Raw genomic sequence first — 17496 nt, forward strand, 5'->3', positions numbered from 1 at the left:
TAGAGAATGTCAATGAATGTCTTGAGCCAGCGCCATGCGTGATCGCCGCCAGGTATTGAAGAACACCCGCCAGGAAGTGCGCATCTTTCGTGTGCGCTCGCTGCTTGCCATCCTGATAGTCGTCTCATTGACTGCGATGATGATGGGGCGCCTGGCCTACCTGCAGGTCACCCAGCACGAGGTTTACATTACTCGCTCTGAGAAGAATCGGGTACGGGTCGAGCCGCTGCCGCCTAACCGTGGCCTGATCTACGACCGTAATGGTGAGCTGCTGGCCGAGAATCGGCCCACCTATAACCTGATGATGGTGCGCGAGCGTGTCGAGGACCTCGATGCCACGCTGACGCTTCTCGTCGAGCTGCTTGATCTACCGGAAGAGGGTGTCGAGGCCTTTCGCGAGCGCTCTCGACAGCGCCAACGGCCATTCCAGCCGGCACTGCTGATCAGCGACCTCAATGAGGATCAGATTGCGCAACTGGCGATCAATCGTCACCTCCTGCCTGGCGTGGAAGTCGAGGCGCAACTGCTGCGCTACTATCCCGATGCCGAGGTGATGGCCCATGCACTTGGGTATGTCGGACGCATCAATGCCGAAGAGCTGCAGACGCTGGATACCGGCAACTATGCCGGCACTCACTTCATCGGCAAGACCGGTGTCGAGCGCTTCTACGAGAATGAGCTGCATGGCCAGGCGGGGTTGCGCAAGGTCGAGACCAATGCACGGGGCAGGGTATTGCGTGAGCTGGGACGCACTGACCCGGTGCCGGGGCAGAATCTCACCCTGACCATCGACGCGGGCCTGCAGCGTCTGGCCTATGAGTTGCTCGATGGGCGTCGCGGCTCGATCGTGGCCATCGAGCCCGCCACTGGCGAGATCCTGGCCATGGTGTCGGCACCCGGTTTCGACAGCAACCGCTTCGTGACCGGCATCGACGTGGCTTCCTACCGGGCGCTTCAGGAGGATATCGATCTGCCGCTGTTCAATCGCGCGATTCGCGGCCAGTATCCTCCCGGCTCCACCATCAAGCCGTTCCTGGCGATCGCAGGCCTCTCGGAGGGGATGATCACTCCTGAACGGACGATCCACGACCCCGGTTTCTTCCAGCTTCCCAACGACACGCGACGCTACCGCAACTGGCTGCGCTGGGGGCATGGCCGGGTGGACATGGAACGCTCGATCGCGGTATCCAACAATACCTACTACTACACGCTGGCTCACGAAATGGGTATCGACAGGCTGCACAATCAGATGAGCCAGTTCGGTTTCGGACAGCGAGTCGGCTACGATGTGTTCGGCGAGAGCGGGGCCCTGATGCCCTCGCGGGATTGGAAGCGAGCGCGTTTCAATCAGCCCTGGTATCCGGGCGAGACGATTTCGGTGGGCATCGGCCAGGGGTACTGGCAGATCACGCCGCTGCAGCTTGCCACGGCCACGGCCGTGTTGGCCAATCGTGGTCAGTGGGCCAAGCCGCGCTTGGCAAAGAGCGTGGGGGACCGGTCGTTGCCCACAGAGCTTCCCGATACGCCGCAGAATATCGAACTGACCAATGAGCAGTGGTGGGACCGGGTCTTCTCGGGGGCCGAGAAGGTGCTGACCGGCCATGAGGGGACGGCGCGGCGTACCGGTGTCGGCTTGCAGTATCGCATGGGAGGCAAGTCGGGCACCGCCCAGGTCTTCTCGCTTGGCCAGGATCAGAAATACAACGCCGAGGAGCTCGCGGAGCGACTTCGCGACCATGCCCTGTTCATGGCCTTTGCACCACTCGAGAATCCGCAGATCGCCGTCTCCGTGATCGTCGAGAACGCGGGGGGCGGCAGTACCCATGCGGCCCATCTGGCGCGGGCCATGACCGATGCCTGGTTGCTTGGCGACGAGGAGTTGGACGTCGATGAGCTGCGTGAGGCGATGGAAGAGGATAACGGTAGCGTGGCGGGGAATTGACCTATGGCCTTGATTGATCTCGCCCGCCCACTGCGCGCCCGTCCGGTGCGCCCGCCAGAGAGCGGCATGGCGCGCAGGCGCAGCCTGTGGATGCGCCTGCGTATCGATCCCTGGCTGATGGCCATGCTGTTGGTGCTCATGCTGGCCGGGCTTGCGGTGCTCTACAGCGCCAGTGGGCAGCGCCTGGAGATGGTCATCGCCCAGGTCACCCGCTTCGGTATCGCGCTGGTCACCATGGTGCTGCTGGCACAGCTCTCGCTCACCACGCTGCTGCGCTGGACGCCGTTGCTGTACGGTGCCGCTCTGGCGATGCTGGTGGCGGTGGAGGTGATTGGTGACATGGGGATGGGGGCCCAGCGCTGGCTGGTAATACCCGGCGTGATACGCTTCCAGCCTTCCGAGCTGATGAAGCTGACCATGCCGATGATGGTAGCAGCCTACCTCAGTCGTCGCGAGTTGCCTCCCAAGTGGACCGATCTGCTGGTCTGTGCACTGATCATGGCGCTGCCGGTCATGCTGATCGCCCGCCAGCCCGATCTCGGCACCTCCCTGCTGGTGACATGCGCGGCTATTTTCGTGGTGCTGCTGGCCGGCTTGTCGTGGCGCTTCATCCTGTTTTTGGGAGCGACCGCCGGCGCGGCGTTGCCGCTGTTGTGGTTGAACATGCACAACTATCAGCGACAGCGGGTCCTGACTTTTCTCAACCCCGAGAGCGACCCGCTGGGGGCTGGCTGGAACATCATCCAGTCGACCACCGCCATTGGCAGTGGCGGCCTGCTGGGGAAGGGCTGGCTGCAGGGGACACAGTCGCAGCTGGAGTTTCTGCCCGAGCGCCATACCGACTTCATCGTCGCGGTGCTTGGCGAGGAGTTCGGGCTGATCGGCATGATCGTCGTGCTGACACTCTACCTGATGATCGTCAGCCGCGGGTTGTGGCTGGCCAATGCCGCTCAGGACTCCTTCGGCCGCCTGCTGGCGGGCAGCATCATTCTGACCTTCTTCATCTATGTCTTCGTCAACGTCGGCATGGTCAGCGGGATATTGCCGGTGGTCGGTGTGCCGCTGCCGCTGGTCAGTTATGGGGGCACCTCCAGCGTGACCTTGCTTGCCGGTTTCGGTATTCTCATGTCCATTCACGCCCACCGGCGTCTGCTGCCGCGATAGCAGCGGTGGTTTCGACAGTTGCAGGCCTGGTTGCCCTTCATAAGGTGCCAGGAGCGCATGACCAAGGAGAGCTACAACCGATGACGCTGCCCGGAAATTCAGGGAAGAGAGCACTGGCCTTGATGACTGGCCTGAGTTTGTCACTGTTTGCGCTTACCGGTGGCGCCGAGCCACGATTCGATCCAGACGATCAGGAGAGTGTCGCGGTGCTGATCGATGAGCTTGTCGACCGGGGTATCGAGCGCGAATGGCTGGAACAGGCCATGCGTGGGGCGAATTTCGAGCAGGGCGTGCTGGATGCCATGGAGGGTGCGGCCGAACGGCGCCTGCGCTGGGACGAGTATCGTGAGATATTCCTGCAGCCCGAGCGCATCGAGCGGGGAGCTGCATTCATCGTGGCCCATCGCGATGCCTTCGAGCGTGCCGAGGCGCAGTATGGCGTACCTGCCGAGATCATTGCCGCGATCATCGGTGTCGAGACCAGTTACGGTCGCTTCACCGGGCGCCATCGGGTGATCGATTCGCTCTCGACCCTGGCGTTTCACCATCCCAGCCGCGGTACGTTCTTCCGTGGCGAACTTGCGGCCTTTCTTGAGATCGCCCGCGAGCAGGAGGTCGACCCCGGCACGCTCAATGGCTCCTATGCCGGTGCGATGGGTTATCCCCAGTTCATCCCTACCAGTTACCGTGCCTATGCGGTCGATTTCGATGGCGATGGCCATCGCGATCTCTGGACCAATCCGGTCGATGCGATCGGCAGTGTCGGCAACTACTTCGCCGAGCACGGCTGGCAGCCGGGTGAGCCTATCGTCGACGACGCCAGTGGCCCGGATGCATTGCCGGACTCGATCGAGTTCAATGCTACCCGCGCCCCCTATGTCGAGCTTGGCGAGCTGATCGCTCAGGGTATCGAGCCGGCCGTCGAGATGACGGACGAGATCCAGGTCATGCCGCTGGCCTTCGACTACCGGCTCGATAGCGATGTCGGCAATGGTGAGGGTGAGCTGCGCTACCACTACCGTCTTGGTCATCGCAACTTCTATGTGATCACTCGCTACAACCATAGCCATCTCTATGCCATGGCCGTCACCGAGCTTGCCGAGGCGATACGCGCTCACTACGAGGATACGCAATGGCCGGGCGAAGCGACATGATACGTACCTGGGTCTCGTTGGGTACGCTGCTGTTGCTTGTGGGGTGTGCTGGCGGTGGCGGTTCCTATGAGCGTTCGTCGGCCGGCGTTGCCACGCCGGCGACAAGCACGGCGAGCGGGCGCTATTCGATGGATCGCGATGCCTACCCCGACCTGCCGCCGGATGTCTCCAACGTGCCTGATGCCGTTCCGCGGGTCGAGCCGCTATCGCGTGGCGGCAATCGGCCCACCTACGAGGTGTGGGGCAAGACCTATCATGTGCTTCCCGATGCGGCCGGCTACCAGAACCAGGGGATCGCCTCCTGGTATGGGGAGAAGTTTCACGGTTACAGTACCGCCAATGGCGAAATCTACGACATGTACAAGATGACGGCCGCGCATCGTTCACTGCCGTTGCCTAGCTTCGCGCGCGTCACCAGTGTTGATACCGGTCGCTCGGTGATCGTGCGCGTCAATGACCGCGGGCCTTTTCATGAGGATCGAGAGATCGATCTCTCCTATGCGGCAGCGTCACGTCTGGACATTCTTGGCAACGGCACCGGCAGGGTGCGTGTCGAAGCCATCGACCCCGTCGCCTGGCAGAATGGCCAGCAGGGCGCGAGCACAACGCAACTGGCCTCGAACGCGGCCTCGGGAGACCAAGGCGGTCGCCGGGAGGGGGGGCATTCGACAAACGGTCAGGTAGCCGTCAGCGCTCCGTCGGCTTCGTCCGGCGCGTCGGCAAGCAACGGTGCTGCCGGGCATGTCTATCTGCAAGTGGCGGCGCTGGGCTCGTCTTCCAACGCCGAGGCACTGAAGGCGCAATTGCAGTCGGAGTTGAGCCAGCCGGTACGCGTGACCAGCGATGCCGCCATTCATCGCGTGCAAGTGGGCCCCGTGCGCGATGCAAGCCACCTCGAGCCGCTACGCGATGAACTTAGGCGCGCCGGTTTTACTCAGACCGTGGTCGTCAACGACAATCCCTGATCCCGGCTCACTGTCGTCTCCAGGCAGTGGGCTGAGAGCGTTTTCCATTCCCAGCTATTCATCTGCGAGAAAATGGTGTCATGAAAGTTTCTTTTGCTTCACGTTGTCTTCGCCGCCTGCTGGTGCCAGCGTCGCTGGTCTGTCTGGCTCTCGTCAGCGCCCCGGCGGTGACGCAGCCCGCGCCTACACCGGTGCCAAGCCCCCAGACCATGATTCCGGCCCCGCCGCAGCTGGCTGCTTCTTCCTGGATACTCATGGATGCCGACAGCGGTGAGATACTGCTCGAACATAATGCCGATGAGCGCCTGCCTCCTGCCAGCTTGACCAAATTGATGACCGCCTATCTCGTCGAGCATGAACTTGGGCGTGGCAATATCTCGATGGAGGATCGCGTCAATGTCAGCGTGAACGCCTGGCGTACCGGTGGTTCGCGGATGTTCATCCAAGAAGGCACCACGGTGTCGATTCAGGACCTGCTCTACGGCATCATCATCTCCTCCGGAAATGACGCAAGTGTGGCGGTGGCCGAGCACCTGGCGGGTGGCGAAGCCCCCTTTTCCGACCTGATGAATCAGCACGCTATGCGGCTGGGCCTGCACAATACCCATTTCGTCAATGCCACGGGACTGCCGGACCCCGAACACTACTCCTCGGCGCGTGATATGGCGATTCTCTCCCAGTACATCATCAACGATTACCCGGAGCACTACGCCATCTATGCGCAGAAGGAGTTCACCTATAACGACATTCGCCAGCCCAACCGCAACCGCCTGCTGTGGCGTGACGCGACCGTCGACGGTCTGAAGACCGGCCACACCAATGAGGCGGGATACTGCCTTGTCGCCTCGGCCAAGCGCGACGGCATGCGCCTGATTTCCGTGGTGATGGGCACGGCTTCCGAGGAGGCTCGCGCTCAGGAGACGCAGAAGCTGTTCAGCTATGGTTTCCGCTATTTCGAGACGCTGCCGCTCTACGAGCAGGGCGCTGTGCTCAATACGCCACGTATCTGGGGCGGAGAGAGCAACGAACTGCGTGTCGGCGTCGACCATGACGTGCGCATGACGGTACCGCGCGGTCGCAGCGACGAGCTGACCGCGCGCCTCAACCTGCAGGAGTCGATCATCGCGCCGATCCAGGCGGGAGAGCGTGTCGGTACGCTGGAGATCCGCATGGGCGATGAGGTGCTCGGCGAGCGTCCGCTGATCGCGCTGGAGAGCGTCGAGCAGGGCGGCATATTCAAGCGTCTGATCGATATGGTACGTCAGTTCATCAGTGGCTTGTTCGGCTGATTGTTCTATCGGGGAGGGGCTCGCTGCGGATGAGCCCCATGCCCTTGGTAAGAGGCCATTGGTTGAGTAAAATAGTAGGAAATATGCTGCTGAGTATTCCCCATGAGTGACAAATCCTTGCGCGACCTGCGCCTCGAGACGCCTCAGGCCGTGACGAAAGGGGCCAAGCTCGAGTTTCCTTGCGATTACCCCCTCAAGATCGTCGGCGATGCCGCCGACGATTTTCATCTCGTCGTCGCCGACGTAGTGGAGAGCCACGCGCCGGGGTTCGACCGCACCACCCTGAGCGTGGTCGATAGCCGTAACGGCAAGTTTCAGTCAGTGCGCGTGACCATCGTCGCCACGGGCCAGCCTCAGCTGGAAGCGCTATTCGCCGAGCTCAAGTCGACTGGCCGCGTGCACATGGTGCTTTAACGGACCTGTGTGTCTTGAACTCTTCGATCAGAGTGATCTTGTAAAGAGCGATCATGTGACATGAGCGAAATCCTATCGCGACCCGTCAAGGTGTTCCTGCTTGGTCGCCAGCCCTACTTGCCGGTGTGGCAGGCCATGCGTGGGCTCACCGACAGTCGCGATGGTGACACGCAGGACCAGATCTGGGTCGTGGAGCATGATCCGGTATTCACCCAGGGGCAGGCTGGCAAGCCCGAGCACCTATTGCTGCCTGGTGACATCCCGGTGGTGCAGACCGATCGTGGCGGGCAGATCACCTATCACGGTCCCGGACAGCTGGTGCTCTACCCCTTGATCGATGTGCGGCGGGCAAGACTCGGTGTGCGCGATCTGGTCAGTGCGCTGGAGCAGACGGTGATCGATGTACTGGCCGAGCAGGGGATCGAAGCACATGCGCGGCCGGATGCCCCGGGAGTGTATGTCGGTGAGGCCAAGATCGCCTCGCTGGGGCTGCGCATTCGCCGCGGTTGTAGCTTTCATGGCGTGGCGCTCAATCTGGACATGGAGTTGTCGCCGTTTACGCGTATCAATCCGTGCGGCTATGCGGGACTGCAGATGACTCAGCTGGCCGATCTGACGGCGATACCGCCCTCTCTGGAGGAGGTAGCATCAAGCGCTGTTGCCCATCTAGCCAGCATTCTCGAGCGTAGCGTCGAGGCGGCAGCCCCCGGCGAATTGCCGGAGCACTGCCTGGCACAGGGCATCAGCCCACGTTGACGATGGGGATGAGCCCCTCATCCATTGGCTGACCGGGTACCTCGGCGGGTGCCGCTAGGCCCAGGTTGTTCTTCTCGAATACCCGATCGGCGCGATAGCTCGAGCGTACCAGGGGGCCTGACGCAACCTCCATGAAGCCCTTGGTGAGTCCCAGCTGGCGGTAGCGTTCGAACTCCGCCGGAGTGACCCAGCGCTCCACTTGCAGATGATTCTTGGTGGGGCGCAGATACTGGCCAAGGGTAAGGATATCGACGCCGATCTCACGCAGATCGTCCATGGTGGCGAGTATCTCCTCATCCGTTTCGCCAAGACCCAGCATCAGGCTGGTCTTGGTCAGGATGTTAGGGCGATGGCGCTTGGCGTGGGCCAGCACATCGAGCGTCTTGCGGTAACCGGCACGCGGGTCACGTACCCGTGCGGTCAGCCGCTCGACGGTTTCGACGTTCTGGGCAAAGACCTCCAGGCCGGAATCGACCACGCTCTCCACGGCCTCGAGCCTGCCATCGAAATCCGGCGTCAATGCTTCCACCACGACCTCGGGCGTGCGGGTCTTGATGGCGCGAATGCAGGCCGCGTAATGACCGGCGCCACCATCCTCGAGGTCGTCGCGGTCCACCGAGGTCAGCACGATGTAGCGCAGCGCCATCAACTCGACAGACTTGGCGGTGTTTTCCGGTTCTTCCAGGTCGAGCCAGCCCTTGGGATTGCCGGTATCCACGGCACAGAAGCGACAGGCGCGAGTGCATACCGAACCCATCAGCATGATGGTGGCGGTGCCGTTGCTCCAGCATTCACCCATGTTGGGGCAATGGGATTCGGCGCAGACGGTGCTCAAGCGATGCGTATTGACGTTGCGCCGTACCGCTTCGAAGCGCTCGCCCCCGGCGATCTGTACGCGCAGCCAGGGTGGCTTGCGGCCGTTGGAGGCACTCTCCTCGGCCTGCTTGCGCTGCTTCATGCCATCCTTGATCACGGTCATGCCGTGCTCATTGCGGTATTTTTCACCGCTGGATACGGACTGCGAAGGCTTGTCACTCATATCGGTTCGAGGCTCTCTACTCGGCGGCTGGGGCTGCCTACTCGGCGCGTCTTTGCCGCTCGATTTTAGCATAACGCCACTGCCACATCAGCTGCCGTGGCCATTTGCCATGGGTAGGCAGACCACGTTGTGACCCGGGCGTGGTTCCAGCGGCGCACTGAAGTGCGCATTGAGCTGTGGCAGCAGCTCGCGGACGAAGCGTAAGAAGAGTTCGGTGATCGGTGATGGCTGGCGCTCCTGTGGATAGACGGTGCACCAGGAGCGCCGCAGCGGGAAGCCCGGCAGCCGGGGCGAGGCCAGCAGGCCAGCGTCGAGCTCGAGCTGCACCGACAGGCGCGGCAGGATCGCCACGCCAAGGTGGGCCATCACCCCCTGCTTGATGGCCTCGTTGGTCCCAAGCTCAATGGTGTGGGGCAGCGATACCCGCTCGCGGGAGGCGAACTCCTCGAAGGCGGTTCGTGTGCCCGATCCTGGCTCACGCACCAGCACGTAGTGGTGCGCGAAATCCTCCAGGGTCGGAGCGGCGACCCCAAGCAGGGGATGGCCTGGCCAGACCACTGGAATCAACTCATTATCGAGGATCGGCATGAAGGCGAGGCTGGCATCGTCTGGCACCATGCCCATGATCACCAGGTCGTCGCGACGCTCCGCCAGTCGCTCCAGCGCCTGGCTGCGATTGCACACCCTCAGGCGTATGGCCACCTCGGGATAACGGGCGCGAAACCTCGCCAGGATATAGGGCACCACGTACTGCGCCGTGGAGACGGCAGCCAGGTTGAGCTCGCCGCGAATGGAGCCGGCGATTTCCGACAGCTCCATCTGAAGACTCGAGACTTGGCCGAAGATAGACTGTACCGAAGCGGCCAACGCGTCCGCCGCCGGCAGCACATGAAGCGTCTTGCCGGCATACTTGAATAGTGGCTGCTCCAGTGCCTGCTCGAGCTGCCGAATCTGCGCACTCACGGCGGGCTGTGTCAAGCCGAGTTGCTCCGCCGCTCGAGAGTAGGATTGTTGACGATGAACGGCCTGGAAGACCTGCAACTGACGAAAGGTCAGGCGATTGAGCAGACTGGTTCGCGTCATTGAAGGGGCCCGCCGGTGTAAGTCGTGCCTGTTAGAATGACGGAATACTATCAATTATCCATGGTTGGGTCGCCCGTGTTTCAGAAACTGCTGATCGCTAACCGCGGTGAGATCGCCGTCCGTATTGAACGGGCCTGTGCCGAAATGGGCATACGTTCAGTCGCAATCTATACCGAGGCGGACCGCTTTGCGCTGCACGTCAAGCGAGCCGACGAAGCCTATTTCGTTGGCGACGATCCTCTTGCGGGTTATCTCGATGCCCAGCGTCTGGTGGATCTGGCGCGGGAGACGGGCTGCGATGCGATTCATCCGGGCTATGGTTTTTTGGCCGAGAGCGCTGATCTTTCGCGTCTATGCTCCCAAGCGGGGATCGCCTTCATCGGTCCGGGCCCGGATGTCATTGCCGCCATGAGTGACAGGAGCGTGGCGCGAGACTACATGCGTCGGGCCGGCATTCCGGTGATCGCGGGATCTCAGCACTCGCATGACCAGCTGGAGCAGGCTCAGGCAACTGCCGCTTCGATCGGCTACCCGGTGATGTTGAAGTCTTCCGGCAGCGCGGGGAAACACATACGCCGCTGCGATGGGCCCGCATCGCTGGCCCGAGCCTGGCAGCGTGCTAATGGGGATGATGCAGACCTGACCAGTGCCGATCTTCATGTGGAGAAGTGCGTGGAGGCATCGCTGCATATCGAAGTGCAGGTACTTGCCGACCGCCATGGAGGCGTGATCCATCTCTTCGAGCGCGACTGCTCGATCCAGCGTCACAATCGCAAGCTGATCGATATCGCTCCGAGCCCTCATCTGACGCCGGAGCAGCGCAGCTATGTCGGTAGATTGGCGATACGTGCAGCGCAAGCGGTCTCGCTCGAGAATGCCGGCACCATCGAGTTTCTGGTTAAGGGTAATGAGATCTACTTCTTGGCGGTGAGCACGCGGATCGAGGTGGAGCATACCGTTACCGAGGCCACCACCGGGGTCGATATCGTCCGCGAACAGATCCGCATCAGTCATGGCCACAAGCTCTCGTTTCGCCAGGAGGACATTCATCCGCATGGCTATGCCATGCAGTTTCGTATCAATGCCGAGGACCCGCGCAACGATTTCCTGCCCTCGTTCGGTCGCGTCACCCGTTACTACTCACCGGGAGGCCCAGGGGTGCGCACCGACACGGCGATCTACACCGGCTACCTGTTGCCGCCCCATTTCGGTCCGCTGTGCCTGAAGCTGATCGTCTGGGGGATGACATGGGAGGAGGTGCTCAATCGCGGCGTGCGAACACTCAATGACATGCGCCTGCAGGGGATCAAGACCTCCGCTCCCTATTACGAAGCGATCCTGCTTCACCCTGACTTTCGCGAGAAGAGATTCGATACCGACTTCGTGGCCCGTCACCCCGAGCTGCTCGACTACTCGGTGAAACGCAATCCCGATGAGGTGGCGCTGGTGATCGCCGCTGCCATTGCCGCGCACGCCGGCCTGTAACTGGAGAGAGCCATGAATGTTCTGAGCCATGCTGAACGATCGCGTGTGAAGGTCAGCGAGATGGTGCTGCGAGATGGTCATCAGTCGCTGATCGCCACCCGCTTGCGAACGGATGACATGCTGCCGGTCTGCGAGGCGCTCGATGCCATCGGCTTTCACAGCCTGGAGGTGTGGGGCGGGGCGACCTTCGATGCCTGCCTGCGCTTTCTCAAGGAGGATCCCTGGGAGCGCTTGAGGCGGCTTCGAGAGGCGTTGCCCAATACGCCCTTGATGGCGCTGCTACGTGGGCAGAACCTGCTGGGGTATCGGCATTATGCCGATGACGTGGTGAAGCGCTTCGTGACCCGAACCGCCGAAAGCGGCGTGGATATATTCCGGGTCTTCGATTCGCTCAACGACATGCGCAATCTTGAAACCTCCATGGCGGCCATCAAGTCGGTCGGCAGACACGCCCAGGGCGCATTGTGCTATACGGTCAGCCCGGTCCATGATCTCGAGACCTATGTAGCGGATGCCCGCCGGCTGGTCGACATGGGGGCCGATTCGATCGCCATCAAGGACATGGCAGGTCTGCTTACTCCCTATGCCACCCATGAGTTGGTCGCCGCCCTGGTGGAGGCCGTTGAAGTGCCCATTCACCTGCATGCTCACGCCACTTCCGGCCTCGCCTCTCAGTGTCACCTCAAGGCAGTCGAAGCGGGGTGTCGACACATCGATACCTGCAGCTCGGCCTTTGCCGGCGGCACCAGCCATCCCGCCACCGAGGCGATGGTGGCGGCCTTCGCGGGTACCGGCTTCGACACCGGCCTCGATCTGGAGGCGATCAAGGCGATCGGCGATAGGCTGCGCGAGGTGCGCCGCAAGTATGCCGCCTTCGAGAGCGAATACACTCGCGAGAACGTCTCGGTGCAGATCAGCCAGGTACCGGGCGGCATGATGTCCAACCTGGCCAATCAGCTGAAGGAGCAGAATGCGCTGTCGCGCATTCATGAAGTGTTCGACGAGATTCCCCGGGTGCGTGCCGATCTCGGCTATCCACCACTGGTCACGCCGGCCTCCCAGATCGTCGGCTCCCAGGCAGTGCTCAATGTGCTCACTGGTGAGCGTTACAAGGTGATCACCAATGAGGTGAAGCGCTACCTGATGGGAGGTTATGGGCATCCCCCCGCGCCGACCGACAAGGGCTTGCGCCAGCGTGCCATAGGCCGGCAGCCGGTCGAGGAGGGACGGCCGGCCGATCGTCTCGAATCCGAGATGGCGAGGCTGACCGAGGCAATCGGTGGGCTGGCGGGCAGTGAGGAGGATATCCTCACCTTCGCCATGTTTCCCGATATCGGCCGCGACTTCCTGCTTGGCCGGCGTGACGGTACGCTGCAGCCCGAGCCGTTACCCTCGATGGATGAGGCGAACCGACCTAGTCGCGAGGGCACTCCCACCGAATTCATCATCGACGTGCATGGTGAGTCCTACGAGGTGCAGATTACGGGGGTAGGGCAGGATACCGGTGGGCGACGCCAGGTCTACATGACCCTGGACGGCATGCCGGAGGCGGTCGTGCTCGAGACCCGCAACCGCCATCCGGTGACGCCACAGAGTCGTCGCGCTCGCGCCTCGCTGGCCGGCCATGTAACCACTGCCATGCCGGGCAACATCGTCGAGGTGCTGGTCGAGGAGGGCGAACTCGTGGATGAAGGGCAGCCGGTGCTGGTGACTGAGGCGATGAAGATGGAGACCGAGCTCCACGCGAGGCAGAGCGGCCGAGTAATGGCGATCCATGTGTCGCGAGGCGATCGCGTCATGCCTGGAGAAGTGCTGGTTGAGATCGCCTGAGTCGCGAGTATGAGATGACAGTGTGGGCGCTATGGGCTACGCTGTATTGCAGTGCAGCATACTGCTTGTCTCATGACGGCAGGCCGCCACACCATTGCCGACTGGGAGTGACTCCATGCTACCGGCTACGACCTCTATGATGAATACCGCCCTGTCGCTATTCGATCCGCTCGGGATTGGCCGCGTCTCGCTCGACTACTGGCGAGACGGGGTCGAGCGCAGCGTGCTCTATCTCGATGTGATGCGTCAACGCGGCAACCAGTACCTCGAGCACATGGAGCAGACCAAGCCGAACGTATTGGGTTTCGAGTCCGAAGTGCTGATGGATGGTCGCGACTTGCCGCGGCCCGTCAATTACGAGCTGATGCGCATCATTCCCCCAAAAGGGATTGAAATAGATCCCCTCGAGCGTCCTTTCGTGGTGGTTGACCCGCGTGCCGGCCATGGGCCCGGGATCGGCGGCTTCAAGCCCGATAGCGAAATCGGTGTGGCATTGCGTGCCGGCCATCCCTGCTACTTCATCGGGTTTCTGCCATTCCCCGTCCCGGGGCAGACCGTCGAGGATGTGGCCGAGGCTGAGATCGCCTTTCTCAAAGAGGTGATCGCACGCCATCCCGATGTCTCGGAAAAGCCCATGGTGGTGGGTAATTGCCAGGCTGGCTGGCAGCTGATGATGGCCGCGGCCCTGGAGCCCGACTGCTTTGGACCGATCCTCATCGCGGGCGCGCCGCTCTCCTATTGGGCGGGCGAACGCGGCAAGGCGCCGATGCGTTATAGCGGAGGGATGACCGGTGGGAGCTGGATGACCGCGCTTGCGGGCGATCTCGGCGCTGGGCTCTTCGACGGTGCCTGGCTGGTCCAGAACTTCGAGAAGCTCAATCCGGCCAATACCTTGTGGGGAAAGCAGTATCGCCTCTACGCCAATGTCGATACCGAGGCGCAGCGCTACCTGCAGTTCGAGCGTTGGTGGGGTGGCCATGTGGTACTCGGCGCGGAGGAGATTCAGTACATCGTCGACAATCTCTTCATCGGCAATCGCTTGAGCACCGCTGAATTGTCGACCCACGATGGTCGGCGCATCGATCTGCGCAACATTCGTTCGCCGATCGTGGTGTTCTGCTCCAAGGGCGATGACATAACGCCGCCGCCGCAAGCGCTGGGTTGGGTGAGAGAGCTGTATGGCGATATCGACGATATCATCGCCCACGATCAGACCATTCTTTACTGCGTACACGATACCACTGGTCACCTGGGAATCTTCGTCTCGGGCAGTGTCTCGCGTAAGGAGCACACCGAGTTCACGGCCAATATGGACTATATAGACGTCCTGCCGCCGGGACTTTATGAAACGACCGTGACCGAGCGGGCGGCCAAGGGTGATGACGTCCATATCGATGGTGACTACCTGCTGGAGTTCCAGCCACGCACCCTTGAGGACCTCGATGAAGTCGTCAAGCCCAGCGAGGCAGACGATCGACGCTTCGCGACCGTTCAGCGCGTTTCCCAGATCAATCTAGGCATCTATCAGATGCTGGTTCAGCCCTGGCTACAGGCGACCATTACCCCCTCCGCTGCGCGCTGGATGCGGCGCATGCATCCCATTCGCCTGGCCTACAAGCTTTACTCCGAGCGCAATCCGCTGATGGTGCCGGTACCGGTGCTGGCCGACATGATTCTTGCCGATCGGCATGAAGTCGGCGAGGACAATCCCTGGCGTAGTCTCGAGGGAGTCGCCTCCGATCAGATCATGGCAAGTCTCGACAGCTATCGCGATCTGCGCGATAGCATGACCGAACGGCTCTTCCTTACGTTCTATGGTCAGCCCTGGCTCCAGACCATGGTGGGGCTGGGCGTGGAAGATCAACCGCTGCGGCGCCGTCCTGGCATCGAGCCGGAGCATCGTCGCTACGTGGCCAGTCGCCAGGCTGAGCTGCGGGCCCATATCGACCAGGGCGGTAGCCATGAAGCGGTCATGCGCTCGTTGATCTTCGTGCTCGGTGGCGCTCCTTCCACCGACGAGCGTAATTTCAACCGACTCAAGGCATCGAGAGCCGAGCTGGAGCCGGCCTCCAAACTAGCCGACTTCAAGAAGCTGGTACGTGACCAGTTCTCCATTCTCAAACTGGATCGGGATGCAGCACTGGATGCGCTACCAGGCTTGCTGGCCGGGCTGAGCAACGAAGAGCTCGATAAGCATTTCAGGCATCTCGAGCATGTCGTGCAGGCCAGCGGACCGACAGGGGAGGAGGTGAATCAGCGATTGGCCGTCGTGCGCAAGCAGTTCGACCTCGCTCGCCCTGCGCCTGAGCCTGAACCTGAGCCCAAGGAGGCTGCCAAGCCAAAGGCTGAGGCCAAGCCGGCACCAGCGGTTGCCAAGCCGGCGGCCTCCAAAAAGACAGTGAGCAAGTCGGTAATTAAGGAGTCTGCAAGCCAGAAGCCTGCAAGCAAGAGGGAAGACAAGAAGCCTGCGTCGCAGCGTCGCAACTCCAAGAAGCCACCCTCTTCCAATAATAACTGACCGCCAGACAGCAGCGCCGGCTCTAGGGTCGGCGCTGCTGTCTTGGTGTGCTCCTCGTATGCTGGTGACTAGTTCACTTCGAGGATCTTCATGGTATTGGTGCCCCCATGGGAGTTCATGTGATCTCCGCGCGTGATGATCACATAGTCACCCAGCTTGGCGATGCCACGCTCGGTCAATATCTTCAGCGCCGCCAGGTTGAGTTCGGTGGGGTTCATGTTGTTGGGGTCGAAGGGGATCGAGACCACGCCGCGATACAGCGCCATGCGCCGCTGGGCGATGGCGCTGTGCGCCAGGCCGATGATGGGCAGGCCCGAGCGAATCCGTGAAGCGATCAGCGGCGTGTGCCCCGTCTCGGTCATGCAGACGATGGCAGCCACTCCGGTGAGGTGGTTGGCGGCGTACATGGCGGAGAGCGCGACCGTCTCGTCGATCTTCGAGAATCCCTCGTGCATGCGGTGCCCCGACTCCTGGGTGCTGCGCTCGCGTTCGGCGCCCAGGCAGAGCCGGTTCATCGCCTCGACGGTCTCCACCGGGTAGGCTCCAGCGGCGGTCTCGGCGGAGAGCATCACCGCATCGGTGCCGTCGAGTACCGCATTGGCGACATCGAACACCTCGGCGCGGGTGGGCAGCGGTGCCTGAATCATCGACTCCATCATCTGGGTGGCGGTGATGACCGCCCTGTTCAGCGTACGCGCTCGCTGGATGAGGCGCTTCTGGACGCCGATCAGTTGGGCATCGCCAATCTCCACGCCCAGATCGCCGCGTGCCACCATGACGGCTTCTGAAGCGAGGATGATGCCGTCCAGGGTGGCCTCGTCGACGACCGCCTCGGCCCGCTCGACCTTGGCGACGAGACCTATCTCCTTGCCCGCCTCGCCAAGCAGCTCGCGCGCCTCCTGCATGTCAGCACCCGAACGCGGAAAGGAGACGGCCAGATAGTCGACCCCGATGTCGATTGCGGTCTTGAGGTCCGCCTTGTCCTTGTCGGTCAACGCCGCGGCGGAGAGGCCGCCGCCCTGCTTGTTGATGCCCTTGTTGTTGGAGAGCTTGCCGCCCACCACGACGCGGGTATGTACCTCGGGAGCGTTGACCTTCTCGACCTTCAGTACCAGGCGACCGTCATCGAGCAGCAGGACATCGCCGGCAACGACATCCTCGGCCAGGGTCTTGTAGTCGCTACCGACACGTTCGCCATCGCCGTCGTCGCTCCCCAAGGCGGCATCGAGGGTGAAGGACTGACCCTCCTTGAGGACCACGGAACCCTCACGAAAGCGTGCAATGCGAATCTTGGGACCTTGCAGGTCGCCTAACACCGCCACGCTCTTGCCCAGGCGCTCGGCGATCTCGCGGACCTCGCTCAAGCGGCGACGGTGATCTTGTGCCGAGCCATGAGAGAAGTTCAGGCGGACCACATCGACACCCGCCTTGATCATGGCTTCCAGGACACCTTCGCGGTCGCTGGCCGGACCCAGGGTGGCGACGATCTTGGTGCGGCGAATAGGACCATGCAGGGCGTTCGGCATTAGAGACTCCCGAGTGGTTGTGCCAGCGAGCGATCCGCCGGCATAGGTTCGTCATGTAGTGTTTTTACTACATCGAGCACACCATACTCCCGTTGGATGAAAAATCCCATGTCTCACCCGGCTTAGCAAGTCTCTGCGGATCCCCGGTGCGCTTTGAGCAGAGAACGGCACAAGGTATGAAACGAGTATTAAGTGCTGCCAGGCTTGCCGCAACCGGGAAGATCGGTCTAGTGTCCAAAGGCAGAAGCGTCGGCGGGGCTGGCGCGATATTGGGCGCTGGGGTAGGGTAGGCGCATTTTTCCGTTGACCACGATGGGTGTTCGCACCTCGG

The 17496-nt window shown here is 61.9% G+C and carries 13 protein-coding genes; 10 read left to right on the forward strand and 3 right to left on the reverse strand.

Annotated elements, in window-relative coordinates; all coding sequences use genetic code 11:
* The first annotated feature begins 34 nt into the window (after nucleotides 1–34).
* The 7 genes from mrdA to lipB all read left to right on the forward strand — a co-directional run bounded on the left by mrdA (nucleotide 35) and on the right by lipB (nucleotide 7684).
* Complete coding sequence (gene mrdA, locus HJD22_RS05970) at nucleotides 35–1942, forward strand: penicillin-binding protein 2 (protein ID WP_208653831.1); 1908 nt, start codon at nucleotides 35–37, stop codon at nucleotides 1940–1942.
* 3 nt (nucleotides 1943–1945) lie between these two features.
* Nucleotides 1946–3106, forward strand: coding sequence for a rod shape-determining protein RodA (gene rodA, locus HJD22_RS05975; protein WP_208653832.1), 1161 nt, complete (start codon nucleotides 1946–1948; stop codon nucleotides 3104–3106).
* Between the two features lie 122 nt (nucleotides 3107–3228).
* Complete coding sequence (gene mltB / locus HJD22_RS05980; RefSeq protein WP_208656711.1) at nucleotides 3229–4260, forward strand: lytic murein transglycosylase B; 1032 nt, start codon at nucleotides 3229–3231, stop codon at nucleotides 4258–4260.
* Complete coding sequence (locus HJD22_RS05985) at nucleotides 4257–5225, forward strand: septal ring lytic transglycosylase RlpA family protein (RefSeq protein ID WP_208653833.1); 969 nt, start codon at nucleotides 4257–4259, stop codon at nucleotides 5223–5225. Before mltB ends, HJD22_RS05985 begins: the two co-directional genes overlap by 4 nt.
* A gap of 80 nt (nucleotides 5226–5305) precedes the next feature.
* A complete protein-coding gene (locus HJD22_RS05990) occupies nucleotides 5306–6514 on the forward strand; it encodes a D-alanyl-D-alanine carboxypeptidase family protein (protein WP_208653834.1) in 1209 nt (402 codons plus the stop codon).
* Nucleotides 6515–6616: 102 nt separating this feature from the next.
* Nucleotides 6617–6928, forward strand: a complete 312-nt coding sequence (locus tag HJD22_RS05995) for a YbeD family protein (RefSeq protein WP_208653835.1) — start codon at nucleotides 6617–6619, stop codon at nucleotides 6926–6928.
* A 60-nt stretch (nucleotides 6929–6988) separates the two neighbouring features.
* Nucleotides 6989–7684, forward strand: a complete 696-nt coding sequence (gene lipB, locus HJD22_RS06000; protein WP_208653836.1) for a lipoyl(octanoyl) transferase LipB — start codon at nucleotides 6989–6991, stop codon at nucleotides 7682–7684.
* Here the strand turns inward: lipB and lipA are convergent.
* Both lipA and HJD22_RS06010 read right to left on the reverse strand, forming a co-directional pair.
* Nucleotides 7671–8723, reverse strand: coding sequence for a lipoyl synthase (gene lipA, locus HJD22_RS06005; RefSeq protein ID WP_208653837.1), 1053 nt, complete (start codon nucleotides 8721–8723; stop codon nucleotides 7671–7673). The two genes, lipB and lipA, sit on opposite strands and share 14 nt — an antisense overlap.
* 87 nt (nucleotides 8724–8810) lie before the next feature.
* Nucleotides 8811–9806: a LysR family transcriptional regulator gene (locus HJD22_RS06010; RefSeq protein WP_208653838.1), complete on the reverse strand. Its 996-nt coding sequence runs from the start codon at nucleotides 9804–9806 to the stop codon at nucleotides 8811–8813.
* Nucleotides 9807–9881: 75 nt separating this feature from the next.
* Between HJD22_RS06010 and HJD22_RS06015 the strand changes: the two genes are divergently transcribed.
* The 3 genes from HJD22_RS06015 (at nucleotide 9882) to HJD22_RS06025 (ending at nucleotide 15639) form a co-directional block, all read left to right on the forward strand.
* Nucleotides 9882–11291 (forward strand): biotin carboxylase N-terminal domain-containing protein, encoded by a 1410-nt coding sequence (locus HJD22_RS06015; RefSeq protein ID WP_208653839.1) that lies wholly within the window; start codon nucleotides 9882–9884, stop codon nucleotides 11289–11291.
* A gap of 12 nt (nucleotides 11292–11303) precedes the next feature.
* Nucleotides 11304–13121, forward strand: coding sequence for a sodium-extruding oxaloacetate decarboxylase subunit alpha (gene oadA / locus HJD22_RS06020; protein WP_208653840.1), 1818 nt, complete (start codon nucleotides 11304–11306; stop codon nucleotides 13119–13121).
* 115 nt (nucleotides 13122–13236) lie between these two features.
* Nucleotides 13237–15639, forward strand: a complete 2403-nt coding sequence (locus HJD22_RS06025) for a DUF3141 domain-containing protein (protein WP_208653841.1) — start codon at nucleotides 13237–13239, stop codon at nucleotides 15637–15639.
* 68 nt (nucleotides 15640–15707) lie between these two features.
* On the opposite strand, the gene pyk is transcribed toward HJD22_RS06025, so the two are convergent.
* A complete protein-coding gene (gene pyk / locus HJD22_RS06030) occupies nucleotides 15708–17165 on the reverse strand; it encodes a pyruvate kinase (RefSeq protein WP_208653842.1) in 1458 nt (485 codons plus the stop codon).
* Between the last annotated feature and the right edge of the window lie 331 nt (nucleotides 17166–17496).

This window comes from Halomonas sp. TA22 (assembly GCF_013009075.1).
Taxonomy (GTDB): Bacteria; Pseudomonadota; Gammaproteobacteria; order Pseudomonadales; family Halomonadaceae; genus TA22.